Source organism: Algibacter pectinivorans (assembly GCF_900112595.1).
In the GTDB taxonomy this organism is placed as follows: Bacteria; Bacteroidota; Bacteroidia; order Flavobacteriales; family Flavobacteriaceae; genus Algibacter_B; species Algibacter_B pectinivorans.
The window spans coordinates 232,502-257,267 of record NZ_FOMI01000005.1 but is presented as its reverse complement, the minus strand read 5'-3'; the positions used below and the strand labels follow the sequence as shown (position 1 = coordinate 257,267).

General features: G+C 31.9%; 24 protein-coding genes. 14 read left to right on the top strand and 10 right to left on the bottom strand.

Annotation, left to right across the window (positions count from 1 at the left end):
• The first annotated feature begins 78 nt into the window (after window positions 1-78).
• Window positions 79-777 carry a class I SAM-dependent methyltransferase gene (locus tag BMY96_RS09660; RefSeq protein ID WP_092851634.1) on the top strand — a complete coding sequence of 233 codons (699 nt, stop codon included), beginning with the start codon at window positions 79-81 and terminating at the stop codon, window positions 775-777.
• Here the strand turns inward: BMY96_RS09660 and BMY96_RS09655 are convergent.
• The 3 genes from BMY96_RS09655 to BMY96_RS09645 all read right to left on the bottom strand — a co-directional run bounded on the left by BMY96_RS09655 (window position 774) and on the right by BMY96_RS09645 (window position 6,353).
• The gene (locus BMY96_RS09655) at window positions 774-1,157 is read right to left on the bottom strand and encodes a hypothetical protein (protein WP_092851632.1); all 384 of its coding nucleotides are present in this window, start codon (window positions 1,155-1,157) and stop codon (window positions 774-776) included. The genes BMY96_RS09660 and BMY96_RS09655 overlap by 4 nt on opposite strands.
• Window positions 1,158-1,526: 369 nt before the next feature.
• Entirely contained in the window at window positions 1,527-3,290 is a 1,764-nt protein-coding gene (locus tag BMY96_RS09650; protein ID WP_245750591.1) for a porin family protein, read from the bottom strand.
• A gap of 42 nt (window positions 3,291-3,332) precedes the next feature.
• Window positions 3,333-6,353: a tetratricopeptide repeat protein gene (locus tag BMY96_RS09645; protein WP_092851630.1), complete on the bottom strand. Its 3,021-nt coding sequence runs from the start codon at window positions 6,351-6,353 to the stop codon at window positions 3,333-3,335.
• 286 nt (window positions 6,354-6,639) lie between these two features.
• On the opposite strand from BMY96_RS09645, the gene BMY96_RS09640 reads away from it, so the two are divergent.
• From BMY96_RS09640 to BMY96_RS09630, 3 genes are read left to right on the top strand one after another with little or no spacing between them, the layout of a single operon-like run.
• Complete coding sequence (locus BMY96_RS09640; RefSeq protein ID WP_092851628.1) at window positions 6,640-7,323, top strand: cell division ATP-binding protein FtsE; 684 nt, start codon at window positions 6,640-6,642, stop codon at window positions 7,321-7,323.
• 2 nt (window positions 7,324-7,325) lie between these two features.
• On the top strand, window positions 7,326-8,216 hold the full coding sequence (locus tag BMY96_RS09635) for a glycosyltransferase (protein ID WP_092851626.1): 891 nt from the start codon (window positions 7,326-7,328) through the stop codon (window positions 8,214-8,216).
• Between the two features lie 4 nt (window positions 8,217-8,220).
• Entirely contained in the window at window positions 8,221-9,132 is a 912-nt protein-coding gene (locus BMY96_RS09630; RefSeq protein WP_092851625.1) for a glycosyltransferase family 2 protein, read from the top strand.
• Here BMY96_RS09630 and BMY96_RS09625 read toward each other — a convergent pair.
• The 5 genes from BMY96_RS09625 to typA all read right to left on the bottom strand — a co-directional run bounded on the left by BMY96_RS09625 (window position 9,108) and on the right by typA (window position 16,494).
• Window positions 9,108-10,190, bottom strand: coding sequence for a glycosyltransferase (locus BMY96_RS09625; protein WP_092851624.1), 1,083 nt, complete (start codon window positions 10,188-10,190; stop codon window positions 9,108-9,110). The two genes, BMY96_RS09630 and BMY96_RS09625, sit on opposite strands and share 25 nt — an antisense overlap.
• Window positions 10,190-11,521 (bottom strand): phosphoethanolamine transferase, encoded by a 1,332-nt coding sequence (locus BMY96_RS09620; protein WP_175473549.1) that lies wholly within the window; start codon window positions 11,519-11,521, stop codon window positions 10,190-10,192. The genes BMY96_RS09625 and BMY96_RS09620 overlap by 1 nt, the downstream gene beginning before the upstream one ends.
• 211 nt (window positions 11,522-11,732) lie before the next feature.
• Window positions 11,733-13,022 carry an O-antigen translocase gene (locus tag BMY96_RS09615; RefSeq protein WP_092851620.1) on the bottom strand — a complete coding sequence of 430 codons (1,290 nt, stop codon included), beginning with the start codon at window positions 13,020-13,022 and terminating at the stop codon, window positions 11,733-11,735.
• Window positions 13,023-13,030: 8 nt separating this feature from the next.
• Window positions 13,031-14,332, bottom strand: a complete 1,302-nt coding sequence (locus BMY96_RS09610) for an O-antigen translocase (protein WP_092851618.1) — start codon at window positions 14,330-14,332, stop codon at window positions 13,031-13,033.
• Between the two features lie 362 nt (window positions 14,333-14,694).
• Window positions 14,695-16,494: a translational GTPase TypA gene (typA, locus tag BMY96_RS09605; RefSeq protein ID WP_092851617.1), complete on the bottom strand. Its 1,800-nt coding sequence runs from the start codon at window positions 16,492-16,494 to the stop codon at window positions 14,695-14,697.
• Between the two features lie 176 nt (window positions 16,495-16,670).
• Here typA and BMY96_RS09600 point away from each other — a divergent pair, with 176 nt between their 5' ends.
• The 4 genes from BMY96_RS09600 (at window position 16,671) to BMY96_RS09585 (ending at window position 19,300) form a co-directional block, all read left to right on the top strand.
• A complete protein-coding gene (locus BMY96_RS09600) occupies window positions 16,671-17,030 on the top strand; it encodes a hypothetical protein (protein WP_092851616.1) in 360 nt (119 codons plus the stop codon).
• Between the two features lie 206 nt (window positions 17,031-17,236).
• The gene (gene kdsA / locus BMY96_RS09595) at window positions 17,237-18,055 is read left to right on the top strand and encodes a 3-deoxy-8-phosphooctulonate synthase (RefSeq protein WP_092851615.1); all 819 of its coding nucleotides are present in this window, start codon (window positions 17,237-17,239) and stop codon (window positions 18,053-18,055) included.
• 13 nt (window positions 18,056-18,068) lie between these two features.
• On the top strand, window positions 18,069-18,929 hold the full coding sequence (locus tag BMY96_RS09590) for a hypothetical protein (RefSeq protein ID WP_092851613.1): 861 nt from the start codon (window positions 18,069-18,071) through the stop codon (window positions 18,927-18,929).
• 134 nt (window positions 18,930-19,063) lie between these two features.
• Window positions 19,064-19,300: a CDGSH iron-sulfur domain-containing protein gene (locus BMY96_RS09585; protein ID WP_092851612.1), complete on the top strand. Its 237-nt coding sequence runs from the start codon at window positions 19,064-19,066 to the stop codon at window positions 19,298-19,300.
• A gap of 313 nt (window positions 19,301-19,613) precedes the next feature.
• Here the strand turns inward: BMY96_RS09585 and BMY96_RS09580 are convergent, their stop codons facing one another.
• Entirely contained in the window at window positions 19,614-19,982 is a 369-nt protein-coding gene (locus BMY96_RS09580) for a DUF1801 domain-containing protein (protein ID WP_092851611.1), read from the bottom strand.
• A 90-nt stretch (window positions 19,983-20,072) separates the two neighbouring features.
• On the opposite strand from BMY96_RS09580, the gene BMY96_RS09575 reads away from it, so the two are divergent.
• From BMY96_RS09575 to BMY96_RS09550, 6 genes are all read left to right on the top strand, one after another.
• Window positions 20,073-20,684: a hypothetical protein gene (locus tag BMY96_RS09575; RefSeq protein WP_092851609.1), complete on the top strand. Its 612-nt coding sequence runs from the start codon at window positions 20,073-20,075 to the stop codon at window positions 20,682-20,684.
• A 73-nt stretch (window positions 20,685-20,757) separates the two neighbouring features.
• Entirely contained in the window at window positions 20,758-21,051 is a 294-nt protein-coding gene (locus tag BMY96_RS09570; protein ID WP_092851608.1) for a winged helix-turn-helix domain-containing protein, read from the top strand.
• Window positions 21,052-21,105: 54 nt separating this feature from the next.
• Window positions 21,106-22,476, top strand: coding sequence for a cell envelope integrity protein CreD (gene creD / locus BMY96_RS09565; RefSeq protein WP_092851607.1), 1,371 nt, complete (start codon window positions 21,106-21,108; stop codon window positions 22,474-22,476).
• A 183-nt stretch (window positions 22,477-22,659) separates the two neighbouring features.
• Complete coding sequence (locus BMY96_RS09560) at window positions 22,660-22,947, top strand: hypothetical protein (protein ID WP_092851606.1); 288 nt, start codon at window positions 22,660-22,662, stop codon at window positions 22,945-22,947.
• Window positions 22,944-23,321: a ribosomal maturation YjgA family protein gene (locus tag BMY96_RS09555; RefSeq protein WP_092851604.1), complete on the top strand. Its 378-nt coding sequence runs from the start codon at window positions 22,944-22,946 to the stop codon at window positions 23,319-23,321. Before BMY96_RS09560 ends, BMY96_RS09555 begins: the two co-directional genes overlap by 4 nt.
• Window positions 23,309-23,974, top strand: a complete 666-nt coding sequence (locus BMY96_RS09550; protein WP_092851603.1) for a DUF1361 domain-containing protein — start codon at window positions 23,309-23,311, stop codon at window positions 23,972-23,974. The genes BMY96_RS09555 and BMY96_RS09550 overlap by 13 nt, the downstream gene beginning before the upstream one ends.
• A gap of 1 nt (window position 23,975) precedes the next feature.
• Here the strand turns inward: BMY96_RS09550 and BMY96_RS09545 are convergent, their stop codons facing one another.
• Window positions 23,976-24,755, bottom strand: coding sequence for an SDR family NAD(P)-dependent oxidoreductase (locus BMY96_RS09545; RefSeq protein ID WP_217639593.1), 780 nt, complete (start codon window positions 24,753-24,755; stop codon window positions 23,976-23,978).
• Window positions 24,756-24,766 lie beyond the last annotated feature (11 nt).

Below are 24,766 nucleotides of genomic sequence, written 5' to 3'. Positions count from 1 at the left end.
ATGAAATGAGATTAGCCTTATTTAAAGAAATTAATAAAAGATTCCCTCCTTCGAGGGAATGACAAAATAGCGATATTGATGAAAGACCTTTTCGGGTGTGCATTATTAGATTACCAAAACGGAAATTATACTAAGGATATTATAACTTCCACCAACATTTCGGATGAAGATGTGCTGCCGCTTCCCTATTTATTTAGAGCCTTTAAAGACATGCCTGCATTAGAGCAAAAAGCTTTAAAACTCTGTAAAGGTTCTGTTTTAGATGTAGGTTGTGGTTCTGGAATTCATAGTTTGTATTTACAGAAAAAAGGTTTTGAGGTTAAAGCTATCGATGTATCGAAAGGTGCTATTGAAGTGACTAAACAACGTGGTGTTTTACATGCCGAAGTTTTACCGCTTTTAAACGAACAGAACACGTTTGATACCATTTTACTTTTAATGAATGGCACCGGAATTTTTCAAGAATTAACTCAGGTATCCAAATACTTAGCGCATTTAAAAAGTCTATTAAATACTAACGGACAAATTTTAATTGACTCTTCGGATATTAAATACATGTACGAAGACGAAGATGGTGGCTATTGGATGGATATGAATTCGAGCTACTACGGCGAATTGGATTATTTTTTGAGTTATAGGGGCGAAGAAGAAGCCCCTATGAAATGGCTGTATTTAGATTTTGAAACCTTAAAACTGGCTTGCGACACTCTAGATCTTAAATGCGAATTGGTATTAGAAGGCGAGCATTTTGATTATTTGGCTAAAATTACGGCTTAGTTAACATCTTTTACAAAGTAATGCGCTGTTGTGCCTTTACCATAAACAAAGGTATTTTTATTTAGCTTATATATTTGTTCTGTGATGGTACCGAAAGGATAAACCATTTCTATAAAAAATACACCTTCTATTAGCTTTATGTTTACTGCAGCTTGATCGTTTTTAACTAATCGTCCTATTTCTGTGTGTTCTGCTTTTGGTGGTAAGTTTAATTCTTCTAGAACCTCTACAAAACCCGCGTCTTGCTTAAACCAAAACCTATAGATTTTATTGCTATTAAGTGCTTTTAATTTCCATTGGCCGGCTAATGTACTTTTAACGCTATCTATACTTTGTCCGCATTCTAAATTTTGAGAGAATGTATTTATGGATAGAAACAACGCTATGAGGACTAAATTTTTAATAACCTGATGTTTTTAATAACACTACAAAACTAGTTAAATTTTAGCTACTGTTTTTACTATAAGATTGCTAGGGCTTAATGACCTTGGTGCAAGCCCGCGTTAAGGATTGCAGTGAAACATTTATGTTCATGATTTCATTAATTTGAATTAAAGCGCATGAATAAAAGCACACAGCCCGACGTAGTAGGTGCTAGGACTTGCAACGGAAAGCCTGACCTTTTGCGATCCTGCAAGGTTTTAAAAACCTTATAGGAATGAGCAACAGGTAACGCCCAAATAATATTATAACCTTATAGTGTTTCATGAGATTTCCGCCTTGGCGGGAATGACAAAAAAAGGACCTGTTTAAAAATCGAACTTATATGTTGCACCTGCTAAAAACTGAATGCTTTGTACCGGAAAATTTTGCCATTTTTGGTAGGCGTTATTTGCCATGTTATTGGCTTTTGCAAATACCGAAAGTTGCTCGTTTATATGATACCCTACGTGTGCGTTGGCATCGAAAAAACTATCTAAAGTTACGGTTAAAGGCGTGCTATTAGTTATTCCATCGTTTACTAAATATTGGTCCTTACGCTCGCCGATGTAATACAGATTGGCTCCTGCGAACCAATTTTCGTCTATTTGATAATCGATAAATAGGGAGCTTTTTATGTCCGGTAAATTCCAAGCTTCGTCCTGGTTATCGGTTGTATAAGAGAAGTATTCGGCTTTTAAACCTAATTTAAAATTACGGTTTACATCGACATTAATTTCGCCAGCTACACCAAAGGTATCGATATTATCGTAAACAACACCAAAGGAGTTACCATAGGTGTACTCTTGATTTGTTGCTGTGATATCGTTGTTTCTATACAAAGCCCTATTTCTATCGGACACATAACGGCCGCTTACATTATAGCTCATATTACTAGACAGTTTCCCTTTTAAGCCAATGTATGCATTGTACAACTGATCGGTTGGTGCGATTGCTAATGTTGGTGATACAAATGGATTTTGGTTTGCAAAACCGTAATACGAATTAATAATTAAATCGCCCTTTACACCTGCATAAGCAATTACAACATCGTTTACTACGCGATAAGTTGCGGATACATTTGGATAAAAGTAAAGGTTATTATCGCCAAAGGCTTTGTCGTTTAAATAGTTTAAAGACACCCCGATATTAACGGTTAAATCGTCTTGTTTTAATTGGTAAGTTGGTGTTAAACCTACTTGAAAATTACCATAGTCGATGGCGTTAGTGCCATCAAAATTTGTATCGAAAGCACCACCTAGGTAGTCTATTTTAAAATCGGTTGAAATTTCGATATCTCGTATGGGCACATCTACTTTTGCTTTGGCTGTAAATCTATTTTCGCCAGAGCCTTGGTTGTCTGAAAAGCGTCTAAAAAAGACACTTCCTGAGTTGATGTATGTATTCTCAAAGGTAACATCGCCTCCAAAATGCGCATTAAAAAATGAATGGCTGCCATCCAAATTATCCGATTTGGCTTGAGCGACATGCGATTCTGGTACACCATACCAATTGTATAATTGATGTTGGAAACCAGCCTCGGCTTTCCATGATAAATCTCTTAACTGACTTGAGTAATTGATGTTAATTTTTGAATCGGAAAAATTATTATCGAATTCCACATCCTCTATACCTGTGGCAGAGGAGTGATGACTTACATAACCGCCAATATTTTCGTTACGACTTAGTGCTTGATTTAAATACACCTCACCCAAAATAGTGGTATAACTCCCTACGCCCAAAGTAGCATAGTTGTCGTATAATTTTGTTGGTGCACGTTTTTCTACAACGGCCGCTTTACCTTTTGCCGGTGTAAATGTAGAGGCCACAGGGAACGAAAATATATTGTACTTAATATCCTTTTTTGTTTGGGTAGTTTCATCGTCTAGAGACGGCACTTCCTTTACCTTAAACGCATCTGAAATTGTTGGCACATAGGGTTTAACAACATCTATAACACCTGTATTTATGGTATCGTTTTGAGTTCTTTGAGCAAACCCAAAAGTGATACTTAAAAAAAGAACAACGGTTAATATATATTTAATTTGCTTGCGCATACGTATAGATTTTTTTTGTTTTACGATTGATGACATGCTTAGGTAGTTTAAGCATAACATGTTAACTTCTTATTAAAATTAATCTTCTGGTAAAATTGATGAATTTGTTTTTGCTTCTTCCTTCTTGATTTTGCTTAATTCGGTTTTTGCCTCTGAAACCACATCGTCGAATTCTGAGAAGTTTTGAATAACACTTTCTAGAATATAAGTGGCCTGAAACGCATCGTTTAAAGCATAGTAATTTTTAGCCATAAGCACTAAGCCTTTGGCGCTATAATATTTATACCCCGAATAATCTTTGGCTAATTTTTGTACCGTAGTATTTGATGCCTCGTGTTTACCTTCCTTAGTTTTAAAATAAGCATTGTAATACAAGGCTTCGGCAGCTGTTTCGCCTGTAGCAACACCTTCTACATTTGCATAGGCTGTTTTTGCTTTAGCTTCGTTACCCGTTTTAATTGCCGAACGTGCTATAATAATATGGGCGTCGCCTTTAATTTTATTATCGATAGTAGAACTTGCCAACACTTTTTCGGCGTAAGCCACAGCATTGTCGTAATTTTCTAATTGATAATTGGCCTTCATTAAATTAGATTGCGCGAAGACAATATTTTGCGGGTAGTTAGCTTCATTTTCCAAACGGCTTAAAATAGGAATGGCTTTATTCCAGCTTTTACTTTCTAGATAAAATTGCGATAAACGCGTTAAAGCTTGTTCTGTAAATTCGTTACGACTAGCATCGGCAACATATTTATAATGCGGTGCGGCGTTTTCTAACAAATCCTTTTTGTAATACAATTGCGCCACATAGAAATGCGATTGCAAAGCATGTAAACCATTAGGAAATTGATTTAAATACCCATTAAATTGTTTTATGGCTTTATCGGTATTGTTATCTAAATATTGTTTTTCGGCTGCTTCGTAGGTTGCGTTATCTAAATCGGCATCGGTAACCTCGACATAATCTAACTGTTTTACCCAATTAGCATAATCATCTACACGACCTAAATCGATATAAATTAAACGCGCTGTAGATACCGCTTGAACTGCTTCTGGCGTTCCTGGATAGTCTCCAGCTACTTTTTTAAACTTGGTTAAAGCATTTTCATTTTCGGCGCCATTATAATACACTAGACCTTGACGAAGCAATGCTTTTGGCACAAAAGAGCTCATTCTATACTCGCTTGCTAACTGATTATAAGCTGCCATACCTTTGGCTGTATTATTGTCTTTTATATAAGAATTCCCTAAATCGTAAAGCGCATCATCTCGTAATTTTGATTTTGGATAATCTGAAATAAATTGTTGTAAAGCCTTAATTTTAGCCGATGTTTGTCCCGCATACCCGATACTAATTGCTTTTTGAAATGCTGGATAATCTGAATCAATTTTATTTAATTTTATGGCATTATCGTAGGCAGAAATAGCACTTTGGTATTGGCTAGACACAAAATAACCATCGCCTAAACGTAAATAGGCATCATTCAATCTTAATTGATCTTCTCTTTTATTAGTGATGAAAGTATTGAAATACTCTGTAGACCTATCGTAATTTTTTAATTTGAAATAAGTGTAAGCCAGATTATAATCTAGATTTTCATACTCGGGAGTTTCTGATGCTTGGGCCTGTTGTTGAAATTGTTTGAATCCAATTAAAGCATCGTCGTAGTTTGTTAAATTATAATCGGCTTCGGCTTTCCAAAAAGTTGCTCTTGCCGTGTATTTTTGATCTTGAGATTCTTTTAAAGACGCATCAAAAAGTGCTTCTGCTTCTTGATAATCGCCTTCGTTATACAACTCTAAACCTCGATAAAAAGCTACTTTTTGATAGGCTACTTTATTTTCGAAACTTTTTTTACTTTCTAATAAGGCTAAAGCTTCGTTGTAATTTTTTGATGTAATGTACGAATCGATTAACAGCGTTTCTATTTCATCCCTATAACTACTATCTGGATATTTTTCTAAATAGCCTGCTAATACTTGTGGTGCCGATTGATAAGGATTACCAATTTCATAACTAATTTTAGCGTAATTTAACCAAGCATCTTCTTGAATTTTCAAATCGAAATTCATTTGCGATGCATTTCTAAAAGCGTTTAAAGCTTCCTGCTTTTTGTTTAGATTCACATAACTTTCGGCTAAATGATAATAGGCATTTTGAGCAATTGAATTGTTCCCTCCTACTATTTTATTGAACTCGGAAATAGCGTTTTCGTAATCCTTTTGTTTATAATAGGCATATCCTAATTGATAAAAATCGGTATTACTCCACTTGCCCTTTTTTCCTTTGTATTTGGTTAAATACGGAATAGCTTCAGCGTATTTTTCTAAATTAAAATAGCTTTCCCCTATAATTTTAGATAGCTCTGAAACTTCGTTAGCATCACTAGTTTCTAACCGGTCTTTAGCTAATTTAATAGCTTCGTCAAATTTCCCTAATTTAAAGTTTAAATCGGCTTGATAGTAAGATAGCTTTTCTTTGTATTGTTCTTGGTCGCTTACTTGCTCGAAATACTCGTTGGCTCTATCATAATCGTCGCCTTCATAAGCCATAAAACCTATATAATACTTAGCTTGAGAACCAAATTCTTGAGAGTTTTCAACTTTACTTAAATACTTTCTAGCATCTTTATATTGCTTAGTTGTAAAGGCTGTATACCCATTATTAAAGTAGAATTTTTCGCGTTCTTTACCGCTTAATGCTTGTTCATCAACCTTATTATACCATTTTCTAGCATACGAATATTTGGAGTTTTCGAAGTAATAATCGGCTACATCTACGTAGGCGGTATTCTTTTTTGTGCTTGTAGGATAGTCTTCTACAAAATTCTCGATTAATTGATCTGCATTTTGTTGGTTTAAACGTACAGCACAATTAGCAATATAATAGGCGCAATCGGATTTTAAAACATCTTCAGTAGTTGTTTTTTTAACCGTACTAAACAAGGATTGGGCAGCATTATATTGTTGATTATTGTAAAGCGATAAGGCTTTTTGATAATCGACTAAATTACTTGTATATGTTGCAGATTGCTGAGCTATTACTTGAAAACCAAAACTTATAGCTACTAGTAATGAAACGATACTTTTCTTAGTCATTTACGATTCGTTTTATAATTTAAAATCAAAGATAAATTAATAACGTAATAATCGTGCCATAATTATAATCAAGTTAACAAATGTTGAAAAAAATGAATGCGTGGAAATGATGGAAGATGGAAGTTAGAAGACCAGAGACGGGAGACGAAAGACGGGAGACGGGAGAATCGATAATTAAACCAATAACCCATTGCCCGTAGACTTTTTTTATTCTTTTTACGTTAAACTTTTACTTTCAAGTTTTAAATAATACATTTACATCAGTAACAAAATCTTTAATTACCTTATGTCAAATTCCATTTTACAATTAAAAAACGCATCTATTTTTCAAGGAGATAGCTTAGTGTTATCCGACGTAAATGTAGAAATAAACAAGGGTGATTTTGTTTATTTAATTGGAAAAACAGGAACGGGAAAGAGTAGTTTTATGAAAACACTTTACGGCGATTTACCTTTAACTGAAGGTGAAGGCCATATTGTAGATTTCAATTTAAAAAACTTAAAAGAAAAAGACATCCCGTATTTACGCCGTAAATTAGGTGTTGTTTTTCAAGATTTTAAATTACTTACGGATAGAACCATTAACGATAATTTACTTTTTGTATTAAAAGCGACAGGCTGGAAAGACAAAGACAAAATGAAAACCCGTGTAGAAGAGGTTTTAACCAAAGTTGATATGAAAACCAAAGGTTTTAAATTCCCGCATGAGCTTTCTGGAGGCGAGCAACAACGTGTTGCTATAGCTAGAGCTTTATTAAACGACCCAGAACTTATACTTGCCGACGAGCCTACCGGAAATTTAGACCCGCAAACTAGTGTAGAAGTAATGGAAGTACTCCAAGACATTAATAAAAATGGCAATACCATTTTAATGGCTACTCACGACTATGCTCTACTTTTAAAATATCCAAGCAAAACTTTAAAGTGTGATGAGAATCAGGTTTACGAGGTAGTGCAACGTAAAAATTAACTATGCTATCCATACTAATACCTGTTTATAATTATTCTATTTCTAGCTTAGTTGAGGACATCCATAAGCAAGCAACTAATGCTAAAATTAACTTTGAAATTATTTGTATTGAAGACGGATCAACAAAATTTGTTGATATAAACAAAGCCTTTGTAGACAGTCTAGATCACACCTCTATTATCTATTCTAATAAAAATAATGGTAGAACAAAATCTAGACAAATACTCTCGGAGCATTCAAACTTTAATTGGCTTTTATTTTTGGATGCCGATGTAATGCCAAAATCTGATAAATTTATTGTAAAGCATCTTGAAAATATTAACTCCAACTACGAAGCTATTTATGGTGGCTTTGCTTACAAAAATATAAAACCTCAAAAAAACAAAACCTTACGGTATAATTTTGGCAAAAATTTTGAAGAAGTTAATGCTAAAAAGCGCAACTTAAATCCTTACCAGATAGTTATTTCCGCGAATTTCCTTATTAAAAAGTCAATTTTTTCTAAAATAAATTCGCAAATAAAAATAAAAAGTTATGGTCTAGATGTTTTTTTTGGAGGGCTATTAAAAGAGTACAAGGTTAATGTGCTTCACATAAATAATGAAGTGTATCATTTTGGAATAGAAGATAACAAGGTGTATTTAAACAAAGTTAAAGAATTTATAAGTGTCTTATTAAAGCTTTATAATGACCGTATGTTTTTTGAGCATAGCAACAAGTTGCTTTCCGTATTTATTAACCTAAAAAAATATAAATTAAACTACTTTATAAGCCTTTTTTACCAGATGTTTAATAAAGTAATGGAGCGTAATTTGTTAGGCTCAAAGCCAAATATGTTTATATTACAACTATATAAGTTATCATATATCTGTTATAAAGATTTAGACTCATAACATTATGCTTAAAGAACTTTTTTTCTCTGTAGTTATCCCGCTTTATAATAAGGAAGATTATATTGAAAACACTCTAAATAGTGTACTAAATCAAAATTACAAAAACTTTGAAATCGTTATTATTAATGATGGCTCAACCGACAGGAGTATTGATGTTGTTAAGCGTTTTTTAGATTCCAGAATTAAAATTTTTAATCAAAAAAACAAAGGATTATCTAATGCCAGGAATTCTGGTATTAAACATGCTAAATATGAATATATTGCTTTTTTAGATGCAGACGATTTATGGTGTGAAGATTATTTAATGTGCATTTTTAATTTAATTAAACACCAACCAAGCTCTGAAGTATTAGCTACAGGAGTAAAAGTATTAAGACCAAAACAAAAGGCAAATTTATCAACTACTGCATTCAAGCCTAATCAAATACAAATTGTATCTAACTACTTTAGTTTAAAAAAAAATATTTTTGGCCCAAGTGCTTTAGTTATTAAAAAAAGTGTTTTTAAAAATATTGGAGCATTTAATGAGACTATAAAATACGGCGAGGAAGAAGATTTTTTTATAAGGTGTTTTTTAAAGTACAATATCACTTTTTATAAAGTAAAAAGAATTTATTATTTAAGAGGTTTTAATAATCAATTAACCTCACCAAATTCAAGCATAAAAAGAAATCCGCCAGATTACTCTAAATATTTAACGAATAAAAATCAAGCCACGTTAAAACCTTATATTGATTTTATTTATTTTAAACTCTTAATTCTTTACAAGATGGAAAGGAATGATAAACTTGTAAAATTCTATAAAGAAAAAATTGATGTTTCAAATTTATCATTTATTAGAAAAATTAAGTTTTATTTACCAATTCGGGTATTCTATTACTTAAAATCATTTTATCTTTCGCTTTTAAAAAGATAAACCCATTCTGCGATAACTTGAGATTCAGAAAACCGCTCCAAACCATTTTGAACGTTTTCTTTTATAGATTTATAAAAAGAATTATCAAGAATTAATTTATTTAAAGCTTTTGTTAGCTCTTCTTTATTTTGATCTAGAACCAATAGTCCATTAATATTATGCCTTATCATCTCATTAGGCCCGCTTTTACAATTAAAAGCTACAACAGGCACTCTTAAGCTTAAACTTTCAATAATTACCATTGGAAACCCCTCTACTTTACTCGTTAACACTAAACATTTAGCATCTTGTATCATTTTGTATGGGTTATCCATAAAAGGTATTAACTCTACATAATCACTCATCTTTAATTCTAAAATAAGTGATTCTAAATTCTTCTTTTCAGGTCCATCTCCTAAAATTATAAGTTTAATATTTTTATTAGGTAAATCTGATTTAGCATAACTAGAAATTAACACATCAAATTGTTTTATTTTAGTTAAACGCCCTACACCAATAATATATTTATTTTCATAAATAGCGTTAACTTCAGATGCTTTTCTTTTCAATTTCTCCACTAAAACATAGTTATATATCCTTGTACTATTTAGGTTTAATTCTTCAAGTAAACAAGATTGTATTGCGCTACAAACAGACACAAATTGAGCGTTTTTTACATGTGGCAAAATAGAAAGTTTTGGATATTTTAATAAACTAAAGTAGTAACTTAATTTATAATTATGTACACAATAAATAATTTTGCATTTCGAAAATATTAATCTAGAAAACACAAGTTCTTTTAAAAAATTCGAACGTACTCTATGATCAATAATAACATCAAACTTATTTTTACTAAAAAAGCTTTTAAACTTTAAAAAGGCATTGAACTTACTATTCGTTTCCTTATCCAAACCAAAATTATAGAGTTCACCTCTATACTCATAATCAATATTATTCCGCATAGAAACAATAGTAATTAAGTAGCCTTTATTAAATAAAGAAATGGATAGGTTTGCTACCATTTTTTCTGCTCCACCAGAACTTAAACTATCAGTAAGTAAACATATTCTTTTGCTCATTATTTATTATTATCTAAAAAATAATTATCAAAATCAATGTCATTTATAACGTTTCGCTTTCGAGGTTCAAATGAATTACTAAATATACTTCGATTTGCATCCATACTTTTATGCATAACACCAAAAACATGACCAATACTTTCATAAGTATGATCAGCCATAAAAGCTCTATTTGGCTGATAGTCGAAATCTTCAGGGAATTCAAAACTATCTGACGTCCATAACAAAAAAGGGATTTCAAACATACTTTTAGTTAATGCTTCTTCAGAACGTCCAAAGAAATCTGCATCATCATAGACATTCTCTCCATGATCAGATAAATAGAGCAAAGCACTTTTACTATTTTGTTTTTGAAGATCTTTAATAAATTTATAAACAATAAAGTCATTATACAAAATAGCATTATCATACTGATTGATAATCTTTTCTTTTTTAGATACATCTAAAATAGTATCAAAAGTATTATATGAATCAGGATAACGATTAATATAATCAAAATGTGTTCCTATTAACCTAATAAAAACAACTTTTTTACCCTTTTGATTTAAGATAAGTTTAAATTCTGGCAATAATATTTCATCATGTATAATTGTTTTAACCTCATTATCATGATTAAAAAATTTAAAATATGATGACAATGATGCAATTTGGCTAACTATATTATCATGGTACCCTATAGGCCTTTGATTAGACAACCAATATGTTTTGTAATTTGAAGAGTTAAATACTTCTATGAGGTTTGTTTCAATAGTGTTATTTTTTGTATAATTCAATGATGTTAATATTTTTGGAACAGCCTTAGTTGTCATTATATCTGAAGAAACAACATTATTATAAACTAAAAGACTATCTTTAATAGAGCTCAAATATGGTGTAGTCTCTCTATGGTATCCATATAGTTGCATATGCCTAGTTGTAGTTGACTCACCTATAACTACCACCAACACTTCATTATCTGATTTAATATTGATATCATCTTTTTTAATATCAGTATTAAACTTAACACTATTCTGTAAATCAAAATAACCGTAAGTACCTCTAACAATATTATGGTACGCATTACTTTCTATTAACCCCGTAAGCTTTAAAAAAACGATTATACTTAATACTCCTAAAACTCCAAGAATAGATTGATGTTTAATAAGTCTTTTAAATTTCTGTTTACGAATTACAAAAAACAAAATACAGCTAATACCTATAAACAGTACAATTGGCATACTTACATAAGCCGATGTAAACTCACTTAACTCTTGTTTATTAGACTCTAATAACAAGTACATATAAGACGATGAAAAATTGGCCGATACAGCCATATAAGATGTTGTCTCCAAAATGAGATATAGCATATATACAAAACACACTAAATCTACAAAAATCTGTTTTTTAAAAACTTTATTAAATAATAATAAAATAATTATTAAAAAAAATAGCCAATCCTCTTTAATATCTTTAAAATCAAACAAATTCCATTCAATAAAAAGCAGTAAGAATATATATTTAAATATTAACGGAAGACTTAAAACAAATATAGACTTAACATGTTTAAACATATTCTTTTAAATAATTTGAGTTATTAAAATAAATAAAAAGAGAGACCGAAATTAAATATAACAACGTGCTTAAAATATAAGAATAAAACACACCCATTAAATCAAAATACTCTATTAAGCACATACTAATTAAATAAAAGGATATATATAAAATGGCATCTGTTACAAAATAGAATGTCACCATTTTTTTAGCATGAAATTGATATGCTAAAGAAAAGGCTATTATTTTGATAAAATCGCCTATAAGTTGTAAATAAAAATACTGCTCAATAGACTCAAATTCTGCTGTTAAAATTATTTTAATCAAAAATACTCTAAAAACAAATATTACTAAAAACAAAACTATTATAAACGGAATTATATATTTAAAGTAAGTCTTCATAATACTTTTATACCCCAAAATAGTTTTATTTTCTGATAGCTTCGGTAATAAATAAAGCGTAAATAATGAAGAGAAAAACATCATATAAAAAACTGATATTTTATTCATGGCTTCCCATAACCCAGCAATAGATGTATTAAAATCTGCAATAATTTTATTTCTAATAAATAAATATGACAAGCTTATAAGTATGGAAGAATAAATTGCCATTACAATATAAGTAGATATTGACTTTAAAAAAACACTTGTAATATTTTTAATACTTCTAAATACACCACTTAATAACTCCCTTACATCACTAAAAAACAAACTGGTTATAAAACCTAACGCCGGAATAATTATGCTTGCATACAACGCCCCTTTTAAACTTAAATAATATACCAAAAGAAAGGTTAACAAGGCATTAAAAATATTCGTTAGTGTTATAATTGCAGTATATAGCTTGAACTTCTGCAAACCATTAAGAATATGCACAATTAAAAAGTTTAAGGACACTAACGGTAATAAGACTGCTAAACATCTAAAAACAAAGGCTAGAGACTCATCTTTTAAAACATAAACGCTTAAAGTTTTTGAAAACACTATTAATAATAAGCTAATTATAGAAGAAATACCAACACATAAAACTATAACTGAAGAAATAATAATTTTTAATTGACCTGTATTGTTTTTATTTTCAGCAATATATTTAATAATGCCGCTTTGAAACCCACTAGCTGTTATACCTAAAATACCTTGAAGAAGGTTTTTAAAATTGCCAACTATAGCGTAACCAGAAGGTCCTAAATAAACTGCACTTACTTTTGATACTACAAATGAAGTTAGTAGTTTACCAAAAACCACAATACTATTATATGAAAACACTTTTATAAAAGTGTTGTTTAATATTTTTTCAAACACCTATTTTATTATTTTTCCTGGTTTGCTAAACCGAAAAGTGAACTTCCAAAAATAAGAAGTATAATACCATAATACATAAGGTAACTCACAAAATGAGCAATTACCGCGCCTTCAACATTGTCGTATAAATCAATAAAATAGACACTTGTAGTATATAGTATAATAACAAGAAAAGCTTCGGTTAAAATATAATGCCAAAACATTTTTTTAGCTAAAAACTGATATGCAATAACAATGGATAAAATCTTAACAAAATCGCCCAAAAGTTGCCAGAAAAACAAATCTTCCACTGGGGCAAACTCATCGGAAAAAACAAGTAAAACAATAAAATGTCTTAGCACATAAATAAATAATAAACCAACAAGCATAATAGGAATTATAGTTTTATAAAAACTTAACACTTCTTTTTTAAAGGCTTTAAAACCCTTAATTTCGGTAAATCTAGGCAAAAGGTATAACACAATTAAAGAGCTAACAAACATTAAGTAATAATCGGATATTCTTGTCATAGCTTCCCAAAAACCAGCATCTTTATAACCTAAATTATCAATAATATAAGAGCGTATTGCAATAGTAACAAAAGGCATTAAAACTGCAGTAAACAAACCCATTAAAGAGTAAGGACTAAGCTTTTTTAACATATTAAAGCTAATAACACTTAACTTAATATGCCCAATTAAACTCTTTCTATTAATTATTCCAACTAACGTAATTAAAAATATAAGCGATTCTGCTATAACAACCGATATTAAGGCACCATCAATTTTATTCTGAAAAATTAATAGTAAAGCTATGGCGACGCTTAGCACCTGCCCAATAATGTTAATTATAATGAGTATTTTATATTTTGAAAACCCATTCATTATAGAAAAGGAAAACATATTAAGCGAATAAAACGGAATTACTATGGCAAATATTCGAATTACGTAAGCATAATCATTATAGGTAGGGAAAATCACATCGTTTATCCATTCTGCTTCAAAATAGCAAAAGAAAGAAGTTATTACTGTAGCAATAAAACCTATATAATAACTCGTGGAAAGTATTTTACTAAGGTTTACAGTGTCTTCTTTAAAAACCGATATATATTTAACTACACCCTTATAAAAACCTACCGTTGCTAAAGTTTGAAAAGCACTAACAAAATTTCGTAAATTCCCTATTAAAGCTAAACCTTCTGCACCTATAAAAATAGCTATAGCTTTAGATGTTAGTATACCACCTAGAATTCTTGTAAATACAGAAGCACTTTGCAACGAGGCAATTTTGATTAAAACCTTATCGTTTATATATTGTATTAATTTTCTCAATTAATCGTTAGTTACCTTTTACCCCCCTAGTGTGCCTTTATGTTTTACAAACAATTTAAATAAACCTACTATAGTTCGTACAAATAGGAATTAACCAAATATACAAAATCATTTAAGGTTTAAAAGTTTAATTTAAAAAACCTAGCTTTTATTACAAAAAACACGTTATACAACCTGTTTTATTTAAAACTACCGTATCCATATACGCCTATAAAGACCAATAATTAAACTATGGGAATTACCATACTAAAACAGCTATAAAACAAAAAAAGTAAACACCTAAGATGTTTACTTTTTTTATAATAGTAACAGGAGTAACAAATATGAGTATACTCCCGCAAAACGCTAAAACGTTTCTATATTTATATAGACTTGTTTCTTTTACGGTCTACTTCAGATAACCAAATTTTACGTAAACGTAAGTGGTTTGGTGTAACCTCTACATACTCATCCTTTTGAATGTATTCTAAGGCTTCTTCTAACGAGAATTTAATAGCTGGTACAATTTTAGCCTTATCATCTGCTCCAGAAGAACGTACGTTACTTAATTTTTTCGTTTTAGTAACGTTTACCGTCATGTCATCACCACGAGAGTTTTCTCCAATTACTTGACCTTCGTAAATATCTTCACCCGGATCAACAAAAAACTTACCTCTATCTTGTAATTTATCAATAGAATAAGGAATAGCCTGTCCTTTTTCCATAGACACTAACGATCCGTTTTGACGCTCTGGAATACCACCTTTTAGCGGTTGGTACTCTTTAAAACGGTGTGCCATAATAGCCTCACCAGCCGTAGCTGTTAGTAATTGGTTACGTAAACCAATAATACCTCTAGATGGTACAATAAATTCACAAACCATTCTTTCTCCTTTGGCCTCCATACTTAACATTTCACCTTTTCTAAGGGTAACCATTTCAATAGCTTTACCAGAAACAGTTTCAGGTAAATCAATAGTCATTTCCTCAACAGGCTCACATTTTACACCATCAATTTCTTTAATAATAACTTGAGGTTGTCCAATTTGTAATTCGTAACCTTCACGACGCATAGTTTCTATTAAAACCGATAAGTGTAATACACCACGACCAAAAACTAAAAATTTATCGGCACTATCTGTTTCATTTACACGTAGAGCTAAGTTTTTCTCAAGCTCTTTATTTAAACGGTCTTTAATATGGCGAGATGTTACAAACTTTCCGTCTTGTCCAAAGAAAGGCGAATCGTTTATGGTAAATAACATACTCATTGTAGGCTCGTCTATAGCAATTGTTTTTAAACCTTCTGGATTTTCAAAATCGGCAACAGTATCACCAATTTCAAAACCTTCCAATCCAACAATAGCACAAATATCTCCTGTTTGAACTTCATCGACCTTTAAACGTCCTAAACCTTCAAAAGTATGTAGTTCTTTAATTTTATTTTTAACAATAGATCCATCTCTTTTCACTAAAGATATATTCTGACCAACTTTTAACTCACCACGAGTTAAACGTCCAATAGCTATACGACCAGTAAAAGAAGAGAAATCTAAAGATGTAATTAACATTTGCGTAGTTCCTTCTTCAATTTTTGGTTCAGGAATATGCTCAATAACCATATCTAATAAAGGCTCAATATTCTCTGTTTCGTTTTGCCAATCGTCACTCATCCAGTTATTCTTAGCCGAACCGTAAACTGTTGGAAAATCCAACTGCCATTCCTCAGCACCTAACTCAAACATTAAATCGAAAACTTTTTCATGCACCTCATCTGGTGTACAGTTTTCTTTATCCACTTTGTTTACAACCACACATGGTTTTAAACCTAAATCGATCGCTTTTTGTAATACAAAACGTGTTTGTGGCATAGGCCCTTCAAAAGCATCAACCAATAACAACACACCATCTGCCATATTAAGTACACGCTCTACCTCTCCGCCAAAATCGGCGTGACCTGGTGTATCAATAATATTAATTTTTGTGTCTTTATAAATTACAGATACGTTTTTAGAGGTAATTGTAATACCTCTTTCACGCTCTAAGTCATTATTATCAAGAATTAAATCACCTGTGTTTTCGTTTTCACGAAACAATTGACAGTGATACATAATTTTATCAACCAACGTCGTTTTACCGTGGTCAACGTGTGCAATAATTGCAATGTTTTTAATAGTAGCCATATTATAGTGCCTTATTTTAAGCCTGCAAAGGTACGCTATATTTCATTTTAAATCTATTTAATTTAACATTTTACTAGCATAAAAAGTTAATTATATGTTATAATCATAATTTTAAAAAACTATTTTTCTAATTTTTCCGTTTATAATTAAACAGTCTCTCTAAAAAAAATAGAATAATGAAAAGCATATCCAATTATACAAAACTCGTTCCATACCTATATTTTATTGCCATTACAGCGTATTGGTTTACCATAGTAAATCGTACCGAAGGCTTAACAGCATACCCAATTTTATTATTTGCTATTCCATTTTTATGGCAAATATTAAAACCAAGTAAAAAATTAAATTTCACATTAGGCATCACATTTATGTGCATTTCGTCGTATTTAATTCTAGCTTTCGTATCAGATATGTTGCAAATCATAAGCCTTTCTTACCCAATAAAACAATTTATGGTTTACGGCGGTCTATTTATTTTTGCAAGTTTTGCTATGGCACTTTGGATCATAAAAAACAGTTTAGCAAAAAGCGTTTAAAACCAGGTTACTTACAGAAATCCAATAAGTTGGGCGTTACCCAAAGGGTCGGGCTTTCACTACTCGCTCCCTCCTATGGTCGGGGAGCTTAAACAGGCCGTTCAATCCCTAACGCGGGCGTATTTGCCAACAATTATCAAAACCCAAAACACTGGTGTTTTATTAAAACTCGTTTTTGTAACTTCGCAGCTTAAATTTTATAGCACATGCAACTAAGCGAGGTACCAAAAATAAAACATACAAATTCCAATAACTTCTTCCTTTTATGCGGTCCGTGTGCCATTGAGGGCGAAGATATGGCCATGCGTATAGCCGAAAAAGTAATGACCATTACCAATAAATTAGAAATTCCATATATTTTTAAAGGAAGTTTTAAAAAAGCAAACCGCAGCCGCATAGATAGTTTTACGGGAATTGGCGACGAAAAAGCCTTAAAAATTCTTAGAAAAGTATCCGAAACTTTCAATGTACCTACAGTAACCGATATACACGAAGTTTCAGATGCTGCAAAAGCAGCCCAATATGTCGATGTGCTGCAAATACCAGCATTTTTAGTACGCCAAACCGATCTTGTAGTTGCAGCAGCAAAAACAGGAAAAGTGGTCAACCTAAAAAAAGGACAATTCATGAGTCCAGAGGCCATGAAACACGCCGTACAAAAGGTTAAAGACGCTGGCAGCAACAAAGCTTGGATAACCGATAGAGGCACCATGTTTGGGTACCAAGACATGATTGTCGATTTTCGTGGTATTCCTACCATGCGAAAAATGGCACCAACCGTTTTAGATGTAACGCACTCACTACAACAACCAAATCAATCGGTTGGCGTAACTGGCGGGCGCCCAGACATGATAGAAACCATTGCCAGAGCTGGTATTGTAAACAACGTAGATGGTTTATTTATAGAAACCCACTTCGATCCTGCAAATGCAAAAAGCGATGGTGCCAATATGCTACATTTAGATAATTTAGAAAAATTATTAAGCAACCTAGTAGCCATCCGAAAAACGGTAAATTCTCTTTAATAGCATCCAAATTATGATCTCCCAGAACTTAAAAGCTTATTTAGGCTTAGCCCTTTTTTTGCTTTCATTTAAAATTGTAGCACAAGACACTCAACCCGTAAAATATACAGCCTCCAATAAAGGTAAATTTTTTGTTAGTTGGGGCGGAAACCGAGAATCCTTCTCCAGATCAGATATTCATTTTAAAGGTAAAGATTACAATTTTACTATAAAAGATGTTGCAGCAAAAGACAAACCTAAAGGTTGGCATATCGATTATTTAAACCCAACACGTATTACCATACCGCAAACCAATGCCAAAATAGGGTATTTTATATCAGATAAATACACCGTTTCCTTAGGCTTAGACCACATGAAATATGTCATGCACCGTAACCGAACCCAAACTGTAGATGGTTACATTAACTTACCTGCTAACGAAACCGGTTCGCAATTTAATGGTACATTCGATAATGAGGACGTTTTTATTTCATCCGATTTTTTAAAATTCGAGCATACCAATGGTCTTAACTATGTATATGCAGAATTTTCTAGATTCGATGATATTTCAAAATTATTCAACCTACAAAACACCGATAAATTTCAAATAAATATAACCGAAGGTTTAGCTAGTGGTATTCTATATCCTAAAACCAACACAACTCTTTTACAAAAAGACAGATACGACGAGTTTCACTTAGCAGGCTATGGCGTGTCATTACATGCCGGACTTAACTTCACGTTTTTTAAGCATTTCTTTATGCAACTCGATTTAAAAGGTGGTTATATTAACATGCCAGATATTCGAACAACTAGTAACACCGCCGAAAGTGCATCGCAACACTTTCTTTATTTACAACGTGTTATTGCTTTTGGAGGGGTTTTTAGGATATAAAACAATTAATCTAGGCGTATCAAAATTAACGTGTCTACATAATTTAGAATCGTTATTAACTACCCGTAAACCTTAACTAAAACCACAATTAATTTATTAAAAATAGTATTTTACGTGTCACTAAAACAAATACTATGGAAAATAATACACGAGGAGGAGACGCTCCAGTTAAATGCGAATTAGAAGCGAATAAAAATTATGCATGGTGCACATGTGGCCATAGCGAGAACCAACCGTTTTGCAATGGTGCTCATAAAACAGCAAAGGCAACAACACCATTAATTTTTTCGGTAGAAGAAGAGAAAACAGCCTTCCTTTGCACTTGTAAACTCACTAAAAACCCGCCGTATTGCGATGGTTCTCATAACTAAAAAGCATTATATCAAATAAAAAAAGCCTTAGATTAATGTTTTAAAACTAAGGCTTTTTCAATTAGCATGTGCTAATTATATGTACCCACACACTGGCACCCTAAAAGTGCCTTCAAAAATACTGGTTTCTATATTGTGCTTGCTTCTCTATTAAGTTTCATTTTTAATATCGCTATCACTACCATTGTTACTTGGAACCACTAAAAAAACATAAAGCTAATACACAGCCTATAGTAATTTATTCATTTAAAGTATTTATAAATTTAGCGACCACTGTATTATTTTGAAGGCTGCCTTTACAGTTTAAAGGCATTTATTTATTGTAAAACGACTTCCCCTTTTGCTTTTTTGCTTCTTCTAGAATGGCAATAAAAATCCCATCATCAATATCTTCTAAAGATGTATAGCGCAGCGATTTAACCACTTTACGGTTTTCGCTAACCAAATACGCATCAAATTTATCGAGGTATGCCGAATGCCAAAACCCAACATCGACAAATTGTTTTTTATGGCTCGCATTTAAATAACACATAGGTGTTTCTCCTATATAGTAACAAGGTATTCGCCATTTATATTTTAGTTCAACCTCAGGAATCGTGTGCTCAATTAGCACCTGAATATGCATTAAGATAGCACGATAAGGCTCCGGTTGATTTAAAATGTACTCTTCGGCAGGATTCATAGATAAGCTTTAGTATTTATAAAATTAACAAAAATTTATATAGCAACATTCAAAAATAATTGCTTACTTTGTGTTTCAAAGTACTTTTATATGGAATCAAAAGATTATCTAAAAGACATAAGCGAAATTAAAAACATGATGAATAAATCATCTCGTTTTATTTCTCTTAGTGGGTTATCGGGCATACTTGCAGGTATTTATGCTTTAATTGGAGCAGCCATTGCGTATTGGCTAGTAACTACATCGGTTAGAGGTTACTTAATTTTAGATGGCGCTATATTTAGAATATGTTTATTTATATTACTCATGGTAGCGTTTTTAAGTATCGTTACAGGAATTATATTAACAACCAAAAAAGCTAAAAAACACGGAGCCAAAATTTGGGACGCCACCTCAAAAAGGCTGGTATACAACTTTTTAATTCCTATGGTTGCTGGTGGGCTTTATATTATAATTATACTTAGCCAAGGCAAATATGGCCATACAGGTGGTTTAATGCTTATTTTTTATGGCTTAGCACTTGTAAACGCATCAAAATATAGTATTGGCGATATCCAATATTTAGGGCTTATTCAAATAGCTTTAGGCCTAATTGCTGCTCTGTTTCCGGGTTATGGCTTTTGGCTTTGGGTATTAGGCTTTGGAGTTATGCATATTGTTTATGGCACATGGATGCATTTTAAGTATGATGTTAATAAGTAGGCCGTTTACCGTCGCAGTATTCAGTAACTTTGAACTTTAAATTAATTAGATTCCCGCCTACGCAGGAAATAATATGAGTATAATAACCAACATAAATAAAGCATTCGATCATCGTATTAGATTAGGCATCATGTCTATTTTAATGGTAAACGAATATGCCGATTTTAAAATGCTAAAAGAACTTTTAGAAGCTACCGATGGTAATTTGGCTAGCCACACCAAAGCTCTAGAAAAAGCCGAATATATTAAAGTAGAAAAACAATTTATTGGCAGAAAACCAAACACCCGCTACTCTACCACAAATTTAGGCAGAGCAGAATTTAAAAAGCATATTAGCGCACTAGAAAAATTAATAAACAAACAATAACAATTTTTTTTATCATTTTACTTTGAATTTCAAAGTACTTTAAAACAAAATCAAATGGAAATACAAAACAACAATCTGCAGCAAAACAAATTTGGGCATTGGCTTAAAACTTCAATAACAGCAAGAATGCTCATGGTCGGGTTTCTCGTAATAATCTTATTAGTTCCATTATCATACATTAATAGCTTAATAAACGAAAGAGCCTTTAGGCAAAACGATGTGGTAAACGAAATAAATAAAAAATGGGGAAACGATGTTTTGGTTTACGGTCCCATTTTAAAACTCCCATATAAAACATACAGCGAAACAAAAACCTTTAATGAGAAAACTAAAACCTATTTTAAAGAAACACAAACGCATATTAAGTATGCTTATATATTTCCAGAACACCTAAACGCCACAGTAAATGTAAATTCAAAAACCTTAAAACGAGGTAACTTTGAGTCGGCTGTATTTACTACAACAATGGACTTTACAGGAAACTACATTCCTGTAGATTTAACTGCAAAAGGCATAAAGCATGAAGATATTGTTTGGAACGACGCTTCCATAATTATTAAAACCTCTAACTTAAAAGGCATAAAAAGCGAAGTACAAATAAAACTAGAAGACAAAGCATACAGTTTCGAAACTAATTTTAATCAAAACACTAACAGCCGTCTCGATGTATTAGAATCTGCGCTAGTTAAAAACGAAGATTTATTCCAAACAAAAAACACGCCTTTTAGCTTCTCTATGACCTTTAATGGTAGCCGCCAAATAGAGTTAATTCCCGTAGGAAAAACCACAATTATGCATATGAATTCAAATTGGGCAGACCCAAGTTTTATGGGTAACTACCTACCCAACGACGAAACAAAAAGCATTACAAAAGATGGCTTTAAAGCCGATTGGAAAATACTACATATAAACAGAGCCTTCTCGCAACAACACCTAAAAAGCATTCCTAAACTAAGTCAGTTTGCCTTCGGAACAAAATTTATGGTCATGGTAGACGAATACCAAAAAAGCGAACGCTCTGCCAAATACGGTTTCCTAGTTATTGGGCTTACCTTTTTAGTATTCTTCCTAATCCAAACGCTAAGTAAAATACACATTCACCCTTTCCAGTATTTAATGATTGGGCTGGCATTAACAATGTTTTACACGCTATTAGTATCCATATCGGAGCACAGTAATTTCCTAAAAGCCTATGTAATTGCCGGCACATCGGTAATTGTACTAATCACGTTATATTCAAAATCCATATTAAAAACCTTTAAGTTTCCACTATTTATTGGACTATCGTTAACAGGACTGTATGCCTTTATTTACGTTATTATTCAGTTGGAAAACTACGCCTTATTAGTTGGCAGCATTGGCTTATTCCTAATACTTGCCATTGTTATGTTTGTATCTCGAAAAATAGATTGGCACAACGGTTAATTGATATAAATTAGTATGTGGGCGTTACCCCGATCCCGATAGCTATCGAGAGGGGTCGCGCTTTATTCGTCATTTTCTATTTTAAATTAATGAACTCATGAATATAAATATTTCACTACTCGCTCCCTCCTACGTCGGGGAGCTCAAACAGACCGTTCAATCGCTAACGCAAAACCCAACAACATGAAAAACTTGATAACAACCAGTAAAACCATTGCAGTTTTAAGCTTTGCCATAGGCACTATTTTGTTTGCTTTACAACTCTACTTTTCAAATTCATACAAACTAATTTATCCTGGTATTATATTCATTTTTGTTGCTGTAATAATTAATACAACAGCTCTACTTGGCCTATTATTGGGACTAATTGATAATAAAAACAGAAGCGCGTTACTGCAAGCCACAGGACTAGTATTAACCAACATTCCAATAGCGTTTTTGTATTTCTATATTTTAATTGAAACCTTATGAAACTCAACAAAACATATTTACTACTAACTATACTCTTGTTTACAATAGAAACGCTTATAGCCATTTACCTAAAAACAGGTTTTATTAGGCATACCTTTGGCGATTTTTTATGCGTTATCTTACTTTACTGTTTTTTTAAAACCTTTATAAAAGGCCATCATTTTAAAATTGCAGTAATAGTTTTAGCTATAGCATTTACCGTGGAGTTTTTGCAACTCACCAATTTTCTCGAGTTATTTAATTTGCATAACAACCAACTAGCAAAACTCATTTTAGGCAGTACGTTTCAAATTTCAGATTTAGTGGCTTATTCTCTTGGTATTATAAGCGTAATAATTTTAGAATATAAAGTTTACAAACTATGGATTACATAAAACAGCTCTTTTTGTCCCGATTTAAAACATTTGCTTTAGTTAGCATTTCCATACTATTTAGCATTTTTCTACTCATGATTAGAATGAAGTTAACCTACTCTTTTTTCTACTTGTTTTTAGTATGGAATTTATTTTTAGCCGTTATACCATTTGCCATAACCACATATTTAGTAAGCCTTCCCAAGCTTAATAAATATGTGTTTATACTATGGTTTTGTATATGGCTGCTTTTTTTACCCAACGCGCCATACATAATAACCGATTTATTACATTTAAAAGTAAGTACCACCCATTTGCTATGGTTAGATATTTTGGTAATTATGGCCTTTGCATTAACCGGTATCATGCTTTTCTATTTGTCTATTAACGACATGAAAACCATGCTACTAAACCTAACAAGTAAAAAGAAGGCAAACTACATAAGCTCAACTACTATTTTCCTCTCAGGATTTGGTGTGTATTTAGGTCGGTTTTTGCGCTATAATTCTTGGGAAATTATAAGTAACCCAAAAGTTTTGTTTATTGATATTTTAAATATTGCTGTACAACCATTTGACCACCAAGAAGCCTGGTTATTTACTATACTTTTTGGTTTATTTTTAACTCTAGGGTACTGCATTTTTAACCAAACTATAAAGCAAGACACTATATAAGTTAATTATTTCTATTTTTTTTTTGAATTTTCCTAACAATAGAAGTTGCTGTATTTCTAGGTATAAAGCGAGGTAAAGCCGCAAGAAATTTATTAAAACCACCCGGAATAGCATAAGATTTTCCTTTAAGCATAGCCTGATATCCATAGAGAGCAACTTCTTTAGCACATGCCATATTAAAGGATATTTTATTTTCGGAGGTGTTTGCTGAAACTGTCTTTTGAAACGCCGTTTTAGTAGGCCCAGGGCATAAAGCCGTTACTGTAACACCTGTACCTTTTAGTTCGTTAGCAATAGCTTCAGAAAAGGATAACATATACCCTTTTGATGCATAATAAATAGACATTAAAGGCCCAGGCTGAAACGCTGCTAATGAAGCCATATTTAAAATTTTTCCTGAGCCGCGCTTAATCATACCATCTAACACCAATTTTGTTAAATGTGTTGTTGTTATTATATGTAAATGCAACATAGCAGATTCACGTTCCCAATCGGTTTCGCTAAAAGAACCATACACCCCAAATCCAGCATTGTTAATTAAAACATCAATAGACTCTTTACCAAGCGATAACATTATCTCTTGAGCTATATTAGGAATACTTAAGTCTTTAACTAAAGTAATAATCGGTACATTAAATTTACTTTCTATTTCAAATTTACAGCGCTCTAAACTACGAGCATCTATATCTACCAAGATTAATTTGTAATCATCTTTTGCTAATAAAAGTGTTAACTCGTAACCTAATCCAGAACCCGCCCCTGTTACTAATGCTGTTTTAATGCTAAAAATAT